General features: G+C 65.5%; 15 protein-coding genes and 4 tRNA genes. 9 read left to right on the forward strand and 10 right to left on the reverse strand.

All coding sequences use genetic code 11. The features are described from left to right. Positions 1 to 7 precede the first annotated feature (7 nt). The 9 genes from pdxS to CH268_RS17680 form a co-directional block, all read right to left on the reverse strand. Positions 8 to 883 (reverse strand): pyridoxal 5'-phosphate synthase lyase subunit PdxS, encoded by an 876-nt coding sequence (gene pdxS / locus CH268_RS17640; RefSeq protein ID WP_094652899.1) that lies wholly within the window; start codon positions 881 to 883, stop codon positions 8 to 10. Positions 884 to 1,122: 239 nt separating this feature from the next. Then, positions 1,123 to 2,148, reverse strand: a complete 1,026-nt coding sequence (locus tag CH268_RS17645) for an NUDIX hydrolase (RefSeq protein ID WP_032365079.1) — start codon at positions 2,146 to 2,148, stop codon at positions 1,123 to 1,125. Beyond that, entirely contained in the window at positions 2,148 to 3,272 is a 1,125-nt protein-coding gene (locus CH268_RS17650) for a glycosyltransferase family 4 protein (protein WP_027496938.1), read from the reverse strand. Before CH268_RS17650 ends, CH268_RS17645 begins: the two co-directional genes overlap by 1 nt. Beyond that, entirely contained in the window at positions 3,269 to 4,174 is a 906-nt protein-coding gene (locus CH268_RS17655) for a phosphatidylinositol mannoside acyltransferase (protein ID WP_032370467.1), read from the reverse strand. The genes CH268_RS17650 and CH268_RS17655 overlap by 4 nt, the downstream gene beginning before the upstream one ends. Further along, positions 4,171 to 4,854 carry a phosphatidylinositol phosphate synthase gene (gene pgsA, locus CH268_RS17660; RefSeq protein WP_027496936.1) on the reverse strand — a complete coding sequence of 228 codons (684 nt, stop codon included), beginning with the start codon at positions 4,852 to 4,854 and terminating at the stop codon, positions 4,171 to 4,173. The genes CH268_RS17655 and pgsA overlap by 4 nt, the downstream gene beginning before the upstream one ends. Before the next feature lie 25 nt (positions 4,855 to 4,879). After that, entirely contained in the window at positions 4,880 to 5,434 is a 555-nt protein-coding gene (locus tag CH268_RS17665; protein WP_027496935.1) for an HIT family protein, read from the reverse strand. A 1-nt stretch (position 5,435) separates the two neighbouring features. After that, on the reverse strand, positions 5,436 to 7,496 hold the full coding sequence (gene thrS, locus CH268_RS17670; protein ID WP_094665285.1) for a threonine--tRNA ligase: 2,061 nt from the start codon (positions 7,494 to 7,496) through the stop codon (positions 5,436 to 5,438). A gap of 101 nt (positions 7,497 to 7,597) precedes the next feature. Further along, entirely contained in the window at positions 7,598 to 7,990 is a 393-nt protein-coding gene (locus CH268_RS17675; RefSeq protein WP_094621941.1) for a TIGR02611 family protein, read from the reverse strand. 147 nt (positions 7,991 to 8,137) lie between these two features. Next, a tRNA-Val gene (locus tag CH268_RS17680) sits at positions 8,138 to 8,209 on the reverse strand. 265 nt (positions 8,210 to 8,474) lie between these two features. Here CH268_RS17680 and CH268_RS17685 point away from each other — a divergent pair. From CH268_RS17685 to CH268_RS17710, 7 genes are all read left to right on the forward strand, one after another. Further along, positions 8,475 to 8,546, forward strand: a tRNA-Gly gene (locus CH268_RS17685). Between the two features lie 17 nt (positions 8,547 to 8,563). Next, positions 8,564 to 8,634 (forward strand) — tRNA-Cys (locus tag CH268_RS17690). A gap of 38 nt (positions 8,635 to 8,672) precedes the next feature. Further along, positions 8,673 to 8,747, forward strand: a tRNA-Val gene (locus CH268_RS17695). Positions 8,748 to 8,873: 126 nt separating this feature from the next. Further along, a complete protein-coding gene (locus CH268_RS17700; protein ID WP_052718683.1) occupies positions 8,874 to 9,224 on the forward strand; it encodes a hypothetical protein in 351 nt (116 codons plus the stop codon). Further along, positions 9,217 to 9,924 carry an alpha/beta hydrolase family protein gene (locus CH268_RS17705; protein ID WP_052718684.1) on the forward strand — a complete coding sequence of 236 codons (708 nt, stop codon included), beginning with the start codon at positions 9,217 to 9,219 and terminating at the stop codon, positions 9,922 to 9,924. The genes CH268_RS17700 and CH268_RS17705 overlap by 8 nt, the downstream gene beginning before the upstream one ends. Before the next feature lie 17 nt (positions 9,925 to 9,941). Continuing rightward, positions 9,942 to 10,394 carry a hypothetical protein gene (locus CH268_RS28285; RefSeq protein ID WP_141215161.1) on the forward strand — a complete coding sequence of 151 codons (453 nt, stop codon included), beginning with the start codon at positions 9,942 to 9,944 and terminating at the stop codon, positions 10,392 to 10,394. Further along, positions 10,391 to 10,918 (forward strand): GNAT family N-acetyltransferase, encoded by a 528-nt coding sequence (locus CH268_RS17710; RefSeq protein WP_255182428.1) that lies wholly within the window; start codon positions 10,391 to 10,393, stop codon positions 10,916 to 10,918. The genes CH268_RS28285 and CH268_RS17710 overlap by 4 nt, the downstream gene beginning before the upstream one ends. 21 nt (positions 10,919 to 10,939) lie before the next feature. Here the strand turns inward: CH268_RS17710 and zapE are convergent, their stop codons facing one another. Then, the gene (gene zapE, locus CH268_RS17715) at positions 10,940 to 11,953 is read right to left on the reverse strand and encodes a cell division protein ZapE (protein WP_094665289.1); all 1,014 of its coding nucleotides are present in this window, start codon (positions 11,951 to 11,953) and stop codon (positions 10,940 to 10,942) included. A gap of 34 nt (positions 11,954 to 11,987) precedes the next feature. On the opposite strand from zapE, the gene CH268_RS17720 reads away from it, so the two are divergent. Both CH268_RS17720 and CH268_RS17725 read left to right on the forward strand, forming a co-directional pair. Continuing rightward, the gene (locus tag CH268_RS17720; protein ID WP_094665291.1) at positions 11,988 to 12,773 is read left to right on the forward strand and encodes a pyrimidine reductase family protein; all 786 of its coding nucleotides are present in this window, start codon (positions 11,988 to 11,990) and stop codon (positions 12,771 to 12,773) included. Between the two features lie 48 nt (positions 12,774 to 12,821). After that, complete coding sequence (locus tag CH268_RS17725; RefSeq protein ID WP_094665293.1) at positions 12,822 to 14,396, forward strand: alpha/beta hydrolase; 1,575 nt, start codon at positions 12,822 to 12,824, stop codon at positions 14,394 to 14,396. Positions 14,397 to 14,433 lie beyond the last annotated feature (37 nt).

The raw sequence follows: 14,433 nt of genomic DNA on the forward strand, positions 1-14,433 counted from the left end.
AGGACGGTCACCAACCGCGCTCGGCGAGCCGGTGTGCGACGGGCAGGTCGTCGACGTTGATGCCGACCATCGCCTCGCCGAGTCCACGGGAGACCTTGGCGAGGACATCCGGGTCGTCGAAGAAGGTAGTGGCCTTGACGATTGCCTCGGCACGTTCTTTCGGGTTGCCGGACTTGAAGATTCCCGATCCGACGAACACTCCCTCGGCACCGAGTTGCATCATCATCGCTGCGTCGGCCGGGGTGGCGATACCGCCGGCGGTGAACAACGTGACGGGCAGCTTTCCGGCACGGGCGATTTCGACGACGAGATCGTACGGAGCCTGCAATTCCTTCGCCGCGACGTAGAGCTCGTCTTCGGGAAGTGATGTGAGACGGCGAATCTCGTCGCGAATCTTGCGCATGTGGGTAGTCGCGTTCGAGACATCGCCGGTGCCGGCCTCGCCCTTGGAGCGAATCATGGCTGCGCCCTCGGTGATTCGACGCAGTGCTTCACCCAGGTTGGTGGCACCACACACGAACGGAACGGTGAAATTCCACTTGTCGATGTGATTGGCATAGTCGGCCGGGGTGAGGACCTCGGACTCGTCGATGTAGTCGACACCCAGGCTCTGCAGGATCTGCGCCTCGACGAAGTGCCCGATGCGGGCCTTGGCCATCACCGGAATGCTGACCGAGGAGATGATGCTGTCGATCATGTCCGGATCGCTCATCCGCGACACCCCGCCCTGCGCGCGGATGTCGGCGGGAACGCGCTCGAGCGCCATGACGGCAACGGCACCGGCATCCTCGGCGATCTTCGCCTGGTCTGCGGTGACCACGTCCATGATGACGCCGCCCTTGAGCATCTCGGCCATACCGCGCTTGACGCGAGCGGTGCCGATTCCGTTCTCGTTGGACCCGCCGTCAGCGGATCCAGTGGAAGCAGCGGGCGAATTGGGGGCGTGTGGGGTACTCAAGCCAACTCCTGTGTTCTCGGCAGTCCGGATCTTCGCGCAGAGCCGCGGCCCTGCCCGCGAAGGGGCGGGCCGGCGCGGCGACGCGCCCAGAACTGTAGGCCGCTACCGCGTCGTTTCCCATAACCACTTGAAGATTGCTGGACTGGTCGGAAAGGTCCAGATTGTCAGCGGATGGCCCTGACGTCCGGGTCGCCGCGTCGCGCGAGCGCTACGTTGACCTCGTCGAGAAGTTCGGCCAAATCCTGTGGGTACACGTTTTCGCCGACAGCACTCAGCGCCCGGATGTCTGCCTCGGTACACCAGCGATGCCCGGTGACGGTTCGTCGCTCGAAGTCCGTGAACCCGGCACTCTCGGGCTCGAACTCCTGCGTCCGATGCGCGAAGAACAGTTCCTCGGACCGGATCAACGTTCCGTTGAACGGGAAGGTCGCGACTCGACGCCACAGCGGTCCGCGCAGGTCGGACGCGTCGACGGTCAGGCCGGTCTCCTCGTGCACTTCGCGTACCGCCGCCTCGCGAAGGGACTCCCCCTTCTCCACCGCACCTCCGATGGTGAACCAGAAGAACGTCTCGGGCACCGTGGGGTCGTGTCCACGCAGGAGCAGGACACGGCCACGCTCGTCGAGCAACACCACCCGCGCAGAGGTACGCGGCGTCGCCCGAGTCTCACTACCGAACGTTGCCGCGGCCGAGCGCTCCGCGATCTCGAAGTACGACGGCAGGGCCGCGGTGCCGCCGAGATGCAGCCACCGGACCGGACGGCGTACCCGCAGAGCGAGGGTGTCTCGGACGGCGTCGTTGTGGAACCGTCGTGCGATCAACACGCGTGCTTCGGCGTCGGCGAGTTCGGCGACAAGTTGTGGTGGCAGCGCGGCCGGTTCGACAACGGCGAGTGCCATGGACACCGCGTTCTCCGCTTCCTCCCGCTGCGATCGGTCGGCGCGTTCGGCTCGATCTGCCAGTGCAGCAAGCTCTTTGCTCGACGACACCGAGCCCCGGGTGGCGGCCGACACGGCTCGCGCGACGACGGCTCGGCGCGCGAGTGCAGCATCGAGGGCCTGCCAGGCGAGGTCTGTGCGAACGTGGAGCCGATCGAGTCGGTTGGCGGTTCCGTAGGCCCACAGCCCGACGACGAGGATCAGAACCGCGATCAGTCCGAGGACCAGGATGGTGACGGCAGACAGTGTCATCAGCTCGCGGCTCGCACTTTCTGTCCGCCGAGGGTGACCGTCTCGTACACGCGCAGGATCTGTTCGGCGACGACAGGCCAGTCGTACGTGGACACGGCCGCCGAGGCGGCGTCGACGAGACGCTCGCGGACGGCGTCGTCGGACAGAATGGAGGTGACCGCTGCCGCGAGTGCCGCAGAATCGTCGATCGGAACCAGCAGGCCACATGCGCCGTCGCGTAGGACCCGACGGAACGCGTCCAGTTCGCTTGCCACCACGGGGGTTCCGGCTGCCATCGCCTCCACCAGAACGATGCCGAAGCTTTCGCCGCCGAGGTTGGGGGCGCAATACACGTCGGCGCTACGCATCGCGGAAGCCTTCGTCGCGTCGTCCACCTGGCCGAGGAAGGTCAGATGCGAGGCCAGCGCGCCTGCTTCCTTGCGGAGCTTGTCCTCGTCGCCCCTGCCGACGATGAGAATTTCGATGTCGGGGTGAGATTCGACGAGGGCCGGTAGCGCGCCCAGCAGCACGGCCATTCCCTTGCGCGGTTCGTCGAAGCGGCCCAGGAACAGCACCGTCCGGCCCGGACGTGGATAGCCGTCGAGCACGTCCGCGTCGGCGAACGCCGGTACGTCGACTCCGTTGGGAATTTCGACCGCATCGGACCCGAGCGCCTCGACCTGCCATCGCCGCGCCAACTCGGACACGGCGATCCGGCCGCTGATCTTCTCGTGATAGGGCCGCAGCACGCCCTGGAACGTGCTGAGCACGAGAGACTTGGTGGTGGATGTGTGGAACGTGGCCACGATCGGGCCGTCCGCGGCCTTGAGTGCCAGCATCGACAGACTCGGCGCATTGGGCTCGTGAATGTGCAGCACGTCGAAGTCGTTCTCCGAGATCCACTTTCGGATCCGTGAGTACGTCACCGGGCCGAATCGCAGCCGGGCGACCGACCCGTTGTACGGAATGGCCAAGGCTTCTCCGGCCGACACCACGAATTCGGGGAGCTCGACGCCGTCCGAGGCGGGAGCCAGAACGCTGACCCGGTGACCGCGTTCGATGAAGACCTCGGCCAGCTGCTGGACGTGGGCCTGTACTCCGCCCGGCACATCGAACGAGTACGGGCACACCATGCCGATTCTCATGTGCCCTCGATTCGGGCCCGGCGCTCTGCCGACCAGTCGCTCATCCACAGCGGCTGCAGCATGTGCCAATCGGCGGGATGAGCGCGGATTCCGGCGGCGAAATGATCCGCAACCGTCTGGGTCGCAGCGGCTACTCCCTGCGAGACGTCCACCGCGGGCGAGATGTCGAATCCCCAACCGTCGCCGTCGAAATAGCCGTGTACCGGGAGCAGCGTGGCGCCGGTGTCGATGGCGAGCTTGGCCGCACCCGCCGGCATTCGTGTCGGTTCCCCGAAGAAGGTCACCGGTACTCCGTGCTTGGCCAGGTCTCGTTCGCCGAGCAGGCAGACCACCTTGTTCTGGCGCAGTCTGTCGGACAACGCGAGCAGGGGCGGTTGCTCGCCGCCGCTGAGCGGAAAGATCTCGAATCCCAGGCTCTCGCGATACGCCACGAAGCGTTGGTACAGCGACTCCGGCTTCAGCCTCTCGGCCACGGTCGAGAGGCCACCGTGCGTCCGTACCAACCACATTCCGGCCATGTCCCAGTTGCCGCTGTGCGGTAGTGCGAGCACCACTCCCTTGCCGGCACCGAGCGCCGCTTCGAGATGTTCCTTGCCGTACACGCACCGATCGATGACGGCCGCCTGAGCGGCCAGGTCCATCGACGGCAGCCGGAATGCCTCACGCCAGTACCGGGCGTAGGAGCGAACACTGTCTCGGATCAGGTCATCCGGGACCTGCTCCGCCGTGGTCCCCAGCACCCGAGCGAGATTGCGGCGCAGCTGATCCGGGCCGCCGTTACGGGACGAGGCGAAGTCGGCGCCGCGGTCGAACAACCGACGGGCGACACCCTCGGGTAACGACCGGACGAGACGCCACCCCGCGGCGTACCCGGCGTCGGACGCGCGTTCCGACAGATTCATGTCGGCTCCACACCGCCGTCGTCGGAGACCGACGGAGCCGGCGGCACGATGATGTCGCGGGCACCCTCGGATCCGCGGACGGCGAGCACTCGTTGGAACACGGTCACGATGCTCAGCGCGGCAAGAATCCACATTGCGGGATAGATGAGACTGTCCAGCCATGGAATGTCGAAATGTCTTCCGACACCGGTGAGCCCGGCCCCGACCAGAACAATGACGAGGCGGTCGGGTCGTTCGATCCAACCACCGTCCGCGGACAGGCCGCTGGCCTCGGCGCGCGCTTTGGCGTACGAGATGACCTGCGAGGTGACCAGGCAGACAAGAGTGGCAACGAGCAGTAGCTTGTCGTTCTCGGAATACACGGCCCACCAGGCCAAGCCGCCGAATATCGCGCCGTCCGCAACGCGGTCGCACGTCGCGTCGAGAACGGCACCGTATTTGGTGCCGCCTCCTCGTGCGCGGGCCATCGCGCCGTCGAGCATGTCGAACAGAACGAACAGGGTGATGACGATCGAGCCCCACCACAGGTAGCCGGCAGGGAACATCGTCACCGCAGCGGTCACGGTGACGACCGTGCCGATGATTGTCACCGAGTCCGGAGTCAGGCCGGTGCTGTTGAGCGCTCGGCCCAACGGGGCCGTCAACTTCGAGACCGGCGCACGGCCGAAGATGCTCAGCACGCCGCACTCTCCCCTTGCCGGTGGTTCATTCGTTCCAGGCCGAGGCAAGCAGGGCCCGAGTGTCGCGGAGCAGTTGCGGCATCACCTTGGCACCGCCGATCACCGTGATGAAGTTGGCGTCACCACCCCACCGCGGCACGATGTGCTGGTGCAGGTGCTCGGCCAGCGAACCGCCTGCAGCCGCCCCGAGGTTGAGGCCGACATTGAAACCGTGCGGGCTCGACACTCGCTTGATCACGCGAATCATCTTCTGCGTGAACGCCATCAGCTCCGAGCTCTCGGCGGGCGTGAGATCCTCGAGCGCCGCGACACGTCGGTACGGCACGATCATCGTGTGGCCGGGGTTGTACGGGTACAGGTTGAGTACGGCATACACCGATTCGCCGCGCGCGACGACCAGTCCGTCCTCGTCCGTCATCTTCGGGATGTCGGAGAACGGCTCGGTCGACTTCGCCGAACCCTCCGCCGAACCCTGTGGGGCCTCGGCGATATACGACATCCGATGGGGAGTCCACAATCGCTGCAGCCGATCCGGTTCACCGGCACCGGTGGCGACGATCGACTCGTCGTGTTCTTCCATGTCAGCTCACTCCGGCGGTACTGGTCTGCACGAGTTCGGCGGTCGGTGATGCGTTGTTTCGCGCGGCGATCCACTCGGTGATCACGGTCACGGCCTCCGCCACCGGAACCCCGTTGACCTGAGTGCCGTCCCGGAATCGGAAGCTGACGGCACCTGCTTCGACGTCGCGCTCGCCGGCCAGCAGCATGAACGGGACCTTCTGCGCTGTCTGATTGAAGATCTTCTTCTGCATTCGGTCGTCGCTCGCGTCGACCTCGGCCCTGACTCCGCGCTTCTTCAGTTCCTTCACCACCGCGAAGAGATGGTCCTGATGCACCTCGGCCACCGGAATTCCGACGACCTGCACGGGCGCCAGCCAGGCCGGGAAAGCACCGGCGTAGTGCTCGGTCAGCACACCGAAGAACCGCTCGATGGATCCGAACAGGGCACGGTGAATCATCACCGGGCGCTCCTTGGTACCACCGGAACCGGTGTACTCGAGCTCGAAACGCTCGGGCAGGTTGAAGTCGAGCTGAATGGTCGACATCTGCCAGGTGCGGCCGAGCGCATCCTTCGCCTGCACCGAGATCTTCGGACCGTAGAACGCGGCACCGCCCGGGTCGGGCACCAGATCGAGACCCGACGCCTCGGCCACCTCGGCGAGGGTGGTGGTCGCCTCCTCCCAAACTTCGTCGCTGCCGACGGACTTTTCCGGATTGCGAGTCGACAGTTCGAGGTAGAAGTCGTCGAGTCCGTAGTCCTTGAGCAGTCCGAGAACGAATTCCAGAGCACGAGTCAGCTCGTCGCGCATCTGGTCGCGAGTGCAGAAGATGTGCGCGTCGTCCTGAGTCATGCCGCGTACTCGGGTCAGACCGTGGATGACGCCGGACTTCTCGTAGCGGTACACCGTTCCGAACTCGAACAGACGCAGCGGCAGTTCGCGGTACGAGCGCCCTCGGGAGCGGAAGATCAGATTGTGCATCGGGCAGTTCATCGGCTTGAGGTAGTAGTCCTGGCCGGGCTTGCGCACGTCGCCGTTCTCGTCGAGTTCGGCGTCCAGGTGCATCGCCGGGAACATGCCGTCCCGGTACCAATCGAGGTGACCGGACACCTCGTACAGATGGCCCTTGGTGATGTGCGGGGTGTTGACGAACTCGTAGCCCTCTTCGATGTGGCGCTGACGTGAGTAGTTCTCGAGTTCGTTGCGGATCACGCCGCCCTTGGGGTGGAACACCGGAAGACCGGAACCCAGTTCGTCGGGAAAGCTGAACAGGTCCAACTCGGAACCGAGCTTGCGGTGATCACGACGTTCGGCTTCGGCGAGCAACTCGAGATGCGCATCGAGCGCCTCGGTGGACTCCCACGCGGTGCCGTAGATGCGTTGCAGATCGGCGTTGTCCTGGTTGCCCCGCCAGTACGCAGCCGAGCTGCGGGTGAGCTTGAACGCCGGCACGTACTTGGTGGTGGGGATGTGCGGGCCGCGGCACAGATCGCCCCAGATGCGTTCACCGGTACGGGGATTGAGGTTGTCGTACGCGGTGAGCTCTCCCCCGCCGACTTCCATGACCTCGGGATCGTCGATCCCGGACTTGTCGTCGATCAGTTCGAGTTTGTAGGGCTCGTTCGCCAACTCTTCACGGGCCTGATCCACCGATTCGTACACCCGACGCGAGAACCGCTGCCCGGCCTTGACGATCTGCTTCATCTTCTTCTCGAGCGCAGTCAGATCCTCGGGGGTGAACGGCTGCTTCACGTCGAAGTCGTAGTAGAAGCCGTCCTTGATGAACGGGCCGATGCCCAGCTTGGCATCGGGGAAGAGTTCCTGAACGGCCTGAGCAAGAACGTGCGCAGCCGAGTGCCTGATGACGCTTCGCCCGTCCTCGGTGTTCGCCGGGACCGGCTCGACCTCGGTATCGGAGTCGGGAGCCCACGACAGGTCACGGAGCTTGCCCTCCGGATCTCGCACGACGACGATCGCGTCGGGACCCTTGTTCGGCAGGCCGGTGTCGCGTAGCGCCGTACCTGCGGTCGTTCCTGCCTGCACCGAGATGCGGGCGGGCGAGACGGCGGCGACAACGGGCATGCTCACAGCGATGTACTCCTCGATCGGTTCATCTGGCCAGGAAGGCCTCCGACAGCCTATCGGCAACGGGCAACCGCGCGGCCCTCAGCGCGGCGCGTGCGTCACAAGGGACTCTCGAGCCAGGTCCAGTCGAGGCCGAACCAACCTCCGACCAGCGCGAAAGTGCCCAGAAGCCACAGTGTTGCGAGCACGACGACCGTCGTGAACAACACGCCGAGTCCCTTGACGACGATCGACTGCTTCGAGAACCAGGCCATGAACGCGTCGTACCTCTTGCGGACGAAGCGCAGCGCGCCCTTGGCCCACTCGAACTCCGAGGCCAGGATGCCCAGTCCTGCGAACACGATCAGCCAGCCGGGGCCGGGGTACGGAATGGCCAGCACACCCAACGCCAACACCAGAGCTCCGACGACACCGACAGTGATCCGGTAGGCGAGATCGAGCGACTTGTTCTCGGCGATGCGAGACCGAAACCGTCGATGCTTCTTCGCCAGCTGTTCTGCCGGACCACTCGAGTCCGCTGTGCTGGTCTTGCCGTCCGCCTCGCGGGACGTGTATCCGTCGGTGCTCACCGGGTCAGATTACCGGGACGGAACACCAAAAAGCCCGCACCGACAAGCGGTGCGGGCTTTCTTCGTCTGTGGTCCCGGCTGGGATCGAACCAGCGACCTTCCGCGTGTGAAGCGGACGCTCTTCCACTGAGCCACGGGACCGAACGAGGCAAAACATTAACACGAGGTGTTGCAGTGGATCGAATCGCCTGCTCCGGCTCGTCGATGTCGCATTCGACGCCTGCATCGAGCGCAGACCTCGCTCCCCCGGACCCGGCCCGACCCCATCTTTCACACGGTTCACAGCCGCCAGAGACCCGAATTCTGGGGCTGACCACGAGATTTGTGAGTTTCACTCCCGTTGGGTTAATGTTTTCCCCGCACCACGGAGACAGCAACTGCCCAGCAGTGATTGCCTCCGGGGTATGCGGATGTGGCGCAGTGGTAGCGCATCACCTTGCCAAGGTGAGGGTCGCGGGTTCGAATCCCGTCATCCGCTCGAGGGTCTCGACCCATGGTGGAGTGGCCGAGTGGTGAGGCAACGGCCTGCAAAGCCGTGCACACGGGTTCGATTCCCGTCTCCACCTCGCTAGTGCGTCGGTTGTGAAGGCCGATGCGAGGACATGCGCGATTAGCTCAGCGGGAGAGCGCTTCCCTGACACGGAAGAGGTCACTGGTTCAATCCCAGTATCGCGCACCACAGTCAGAACAAAGGACCCCCTTTCGAGGGGGTCCTTTTTTGTGTCTTGCCCAGTCTCGGTGGTGATTCACGCCATAGAAGTGCACAGTGGAGACGACGCACACACTTCGATGGAAGGACACTCACGTGTCGGACGATGCTCGCAGTGCACCCACGGACGAAACACCCACCGACACGGCCGGCCCCGGTAGCGCGACCGACAGCGAAGAGCCTCAGGTCGACGACGCCACACTCGAAGAAGCGAAGAAATCGGTCGAGGGACTCGACGACCGATACCGACCCGGCGCTCGGCCCACTGTGGCTCTCCCCGGAACCAACGGCACCGTCGCGGGTACAGCCTTTGCCGACATGGTCGACGACAACGGTGAGATGGTGGATGCCGACGATCAGGATGCATCCGACAGCTCCGAAACAGACAGCACGGACACCCATCACGCCGGCAGCGACGAAAAGGTAACGTCCTCGACCGATGGCTGAACACGACGTTCCCGACGCCCCCGCCGACATCGAACTCGGCGGGGGCGTCGCGTTTCTTCACACGCCGCCGATCCCGTCGCGCGGAGGGCTCGCTCTCACTCACGGTGCGGGCGGCAACTGTGGGTCGGTGCTCCTACAGAACATTGCGTCGGTGTGGGCGGCGGCCGGCTTCACGGTGTTGCGGTTCGACCTCCCGTTCCGAGTCCGCAAGGCCAAGGGTCCTCCGCATCCCTCCCGCTCCGAGGAGGACCGGATGGGGATCGCCGCGGCCGTCGATCGACTACGTGCGGAAACCGACGGGTTCGTCGTGTTCGGCGGGCATTCGTACGGCGGCAGGCAGGGATCGATGATCGCGTCGGAGCAGCCGGGTCTCGTGGACGGTCTGGTGCTGACGTCCTATCCCCTGCACCCACCGGGAAAGCCCGACAAGCTTCGGACCCACCATCTGCCCGACCTCCGTACCCCCACTGTTGTGCTGCACGGCACCAAGGATCCGTTCGCTACCACCGAAGAACTCGGGGCGGCGTTCGCTATGGTTCCCGCGCCCACACTGCTGATCGACATCGACGGTGCAGGCCACGATCTCGCACCGGCGAAGTACGACGCAGCGCAGCGGACTCTCGATGCTGCTGTCTCACTGTTCGAGTCGCTGCCCGCCGATCCGTCGGGCGTCGTCCCGCTCTTCGACCCGTCACGCTGAAGTGGTGTACTGACGTTATGCCGACCTGGGGATGGTTCATCGTTGCGCTGGTCCTCGTCGATACCGCGGTGCTCGCGGCCTGGTTCCTCGCGCGTCGAAAGCCGGACAGATCGCGTGCCACGTCCCAGAGCCTGAAGCTGGTAGGACTGGACGACGAAGCGCGAGCAGAAATTCACCGATTGTTGGCCGCCGACAAGAAGATTCAGGCCATCAAGGTTTTCCGTGATCGAACCGGTGCCGGATTGCTCGATGCCAAGAACGCAATCGAGACGATGCAACGCGGAGCACCGTTTCCTCCCCCGTCGACCATTCTCGATGCAGCGAGTTCGGGTCCCGTGCGATGGGACGACCTCCTCCCCCGACTGACGGCACTCAAATCGGAAGGCAAAGCGATTGCGGCGATCAAGCTGCTGCGCGATCGAACAGGACTGTCGTTGCGGGACGCGAAGAATGCCGTCGATCAGCTGTGAGCGTTCGTGAGGCGGGCCCGGCGGATGCGCACCGAGTCGCCGATCTGGCCGCACTGACCTTCCCCTTGGCCTGCCCACCGGGAACGCAACCCGGCGATATCGAGACTTTCATCTCGAACGTGTTGTCGGCCAAGCACTTCGAGACGTACATCGCCGACCCGAACAGGACCGTACTGCTCGACGAGTCGGCCGAGGCACAGGTACTCGGATACGCGATGCTGGTGTTCGGCACTCCCACCGACTCCGGCATCCGCTCGGCGCTGTCCCACGAGCCGACGGTAGAGATCAGCAAGCTGTACGTCCGACCCACCGAACACGGCGGCGGAGTCGCAGCGCGCCTGATGACGTCGGCGCTGGACAGTGCTCGTCGGCACGGCTGCGGAGGGGCGTGGCTGGGCGTCAACCAACAGAACGTCCGCGCCCAGAAGTTCTATGCCAAACACGGATTCGAGGTAGCCGGCACCAAGACGTTCGTCGTCGGCGACCGGACGCACGACGACTACGTCATGCAGGTGCAGCTCTGAGCCTGCCGCGACCGAAGCAGGTCAGCCGACGGCAGCGAAACGAGACAGCGCGAGCAGACGGGACGTCGCACGGAGGTACTTCTTCCGGTAACCACCCGCGAGCATCTCCTCGGTGAAGATCTCGTCGAGCTTGCCACCCGAGGCCGTCACCGGAATACCCGCGTCGTACAGGCGGTCGGCGAGAACGACCAGTCGCAACGCAATTGCCTGATCGGAAGCCGGGTGCACGTTCTTCAGGAACACCACGGGAATACCGTCCAGCAACTTGCCGTAGCGCGACGGGTGCAGCGTGCTCAGGTGCGCCAGCAGGTCGTCGAAGTCGTCCAGGGTCGCGCCCTCGATACCGTCGGCGCGCTCGACGAGCTCGGCCTCCGACGTCGGCTCCGGGGCCGGCGGCAGATCGCGGTGCCGGTAATCGGGACCGTCGACGCGGACGGATTCGAAGATCGAACCGAGCTTCTTGATCTCCCGTAGGAAGTCCTCGGCCGCGAAGCGGCCTTCGCCGAGCTGGCCGGGCAGGGTGTTCGACGTCGCCACGATGGACACGCCGCGCTGCGAGAGCTCCGACAGCAGTCGCGAGACCAACATCGTGTCGCCCGGATCGTCGAGCTCGAACTCGTCGATGCACAGAACACTGTGGTTCGAGAGCTCTTCGAGAGCCTTGTTGAAGCCCAATGCACCGACGACGTGCGTCAACTCCACGAACGTGCCGAACGCCTTCGGTTCGGGGACGCTGTGATAGATCGAGGCCAGCAAGTGGGTCTTACCGACGCCGAAGCCGCCGTCGAGGTAGAGCCCCGCACCGGTGGCCGGGGTCTTCTTACCGAACAGTCCGCGCTTGCCCTTGCCGCGGATCTTCTGCACCTTGTTCGCGAATTCCTCGGCTTTCGCGACTGCAGCGGCCTGCGTCGGCTCCTTGGGATCGGGAATGTACGAGGAGAAGCTGACGTCGTCGAACATCGCCGGCGGAACCATCTGCGCGATCAGCTGATCGGAGGGGACCACGGGATTTCGGTCGACAAGGCGTGCGGGCATTGATCGAGCGTAACGACGTGGTCTCATGTGACTCATGCAGCTTCTCGATATTGGGACCTACTTCACATCGGAGCAGGCCGCCGCAGCGCTCCCCGCCGTCGGAACCGAAGTGGACGACGACGGTCTGCGATCGCTGTATGCCTACCCGACCGATGTGGGCCGACCGTGGATCCGTACCAATTTCGTCTCCAGTATCGACGGGTCCGTCACCTCCGACGGTGCCTCGGCCGGATTGGGCACCCCGGCCGACACCCGGTTGTTCGGCATCCTGCGAGAGCTGTGCGATGCGGTGCTCGTCGGCGCCGGCACCGTGCGCGGAGAGAACTACGGCGGGGTCGCCCTGTCTCCCGATGTCATCGCTCGCCGGCAGGCGAACGGTCAGGAATCGGTGCCGACCATCGTGGTCGTCACCGCCTCCGGCTCCATCGATGCGCGGTCTCGCCTACTGACGGACACAGCGGTGATGCCGGTGGTGCTCACGTCCGCCGCGGCGGACCGCTCTGCGGTAGGCGAACTCCGGACGGCCGGGGCGACGGTGCTCGAGGTGTCCGGCGAATCGGTGTCGACCACCGACATTCTCGAGTCTCTGTCCCAGCTCGGATTCGGTCGAGTGCTGTGCGAGGGCGGACCAGGACTGTTCGGTCAGCTGGTGACCGACGGGGCAGCGGACGACGTGTGCCTGACGATCTCACCGAAGCTGATCAGTGGGCCTGCCGGCCGCATCGCCCATGCCGCACACGCCGCCGATACCTCCATGCAGCGCGCACTCGTGCTCGGCGACACCGACGGCACGCTGTTGACCCGCTGGGTGCGGCCGTGACGAGAGACGCGGGCGCGGCAGCGAAGCAAAAGTAGATAGCCTCGCACCGTGACGCAGAAACGTTCGTTGCTCGCCGCAGTACTCCTCGTCGCCACGGTCTGCGCGGCCTGTGGAGGCGGCCCGTCGATCCGTCCCGAAGTGGCGGTGGAGCAGCGCTCGCCCGGTCAGCCCGCCGAGTCGTCGCCCGAAACCCCGCCCGAACCGGCTGCACTCGCTGTTCCGACCACCGACCTCGATTGGTCCGAGTGCACCTCGGCCACCCTCGGAATGTTCGGGCTCACCGCCACCACGCCGGGCCTGACCCTCGAATGCGGTGAGTACGAGGCCGATGTGGACGCCAGCGGTCAGATGTTCGGCACCTTTGCCGTCGGGGCGCTTCGGGCCACGCTCGACCGGACACCCGTCGATGCCGGGCCCCTGGTGTTCACGTCCGGTTCGGATCGTTCGTCCATCGCAACCTTGGCCACGATGGCCGCCGGCCCACTCGCCACGCTGCTCGAGGCACATCCGATCGTTGCCGTGGATCGCCGCGGGATCGGACGCTCGACGGCCGTGGACTGCATCGACGACACCCCCCAGGCGCCTACCAAGGCTGCCGTCGATGCCCTGGGACAGTTCTCCAGATCCGACTCGGACTCCGTCGACCGCGCGGTCGACGCGGGACGAGACGCCACCATCGAATGCACCGACACCCTGCAGCCGCAGGAGCTCGCCTTCGGCACCGGGTACGCCGCGGACGATCTCGATCGGCTTCGACAGTTGTGGGGCGTGGACCGGATCGGCCTGATCGGAGCGGGAGACGGTTCTCTCACCGCCATGGCCTACGCCGCGAAGTTTCCCGACAACGTCGCGCGCCTGATCCTCGATTCGCCGACGGGCGTCAACGCCGACCAGGCAACGCTCGCCGAGCAGCGAACTCAGGGCAAGGAAGCGGCGTTCGCTGCCTTCGCACAGCGTTGCGTCGCGCTGAACTGCTCGCTCGGAAATGACCCGACGGCCGCAGTGGCACAGTTGATCAAGCGCGCCGCCGGCGGCGAGTTCGCACCGCTGTCCACACACGAAATTCTCGACGCGATCACCTTTGCGCTGGCCTCGACCGCGGGAGACGCGTCGACGCGGGCGAGAGATCTGTCCTCGACGCTCTCCGCTGCCGCCGCCTCCGACACGACTGCGCTCGCAGCGCTCGCCGAACGAGGCCGGGCGGCGTACAGCACCGACGGCCAGTTCGTCGCCCGCTGCACGGACGGGCAGCAGTGGCCCTCTCCGCAGGGCGTCCGCGACCTGGCACCGGGGTGGGCCGACCGCTACCCGATCTACGGAACCGATGCTGCCCTGACGGCATTGCTGTGCTCGTCCTGGCCGACAGCTCCCTCCGTCCCACTGCCCACCTCGCTGGACGTTCCGGTCCTGGTGCTGTCCAACGCCGGCGACCCGATCGTCGGCAACGGCGGCCTGTCCTCGGTCACCGGCCTGATCGGTGCGACGGGTGCCGCCGTCGCGTCGGCCGCCTGGCAGGGCAGCGGGCATCCGAGCATCGGCGGGTCGCAGTGCCTGCAGAGTGCTGCTGTCACCTACGCCCGAGACACGACGCTTCCGACCGACGGCACCGTCTGTCCGGCCTGACTCGACTCCTCGGAGGGTCGCGAAAGACACGGGCCCC

The sequence above is a fragment of the Rhodococcus sp. 06-1460-1B genome (genome assembly GCF_002258475.1).
Lineage (GTDB): Bacteria > Actinomycetota > Actinomycetes > Mycobacteriales > Mycobacteriaceae > Rhodococcoides > Rhodococcoides fascians.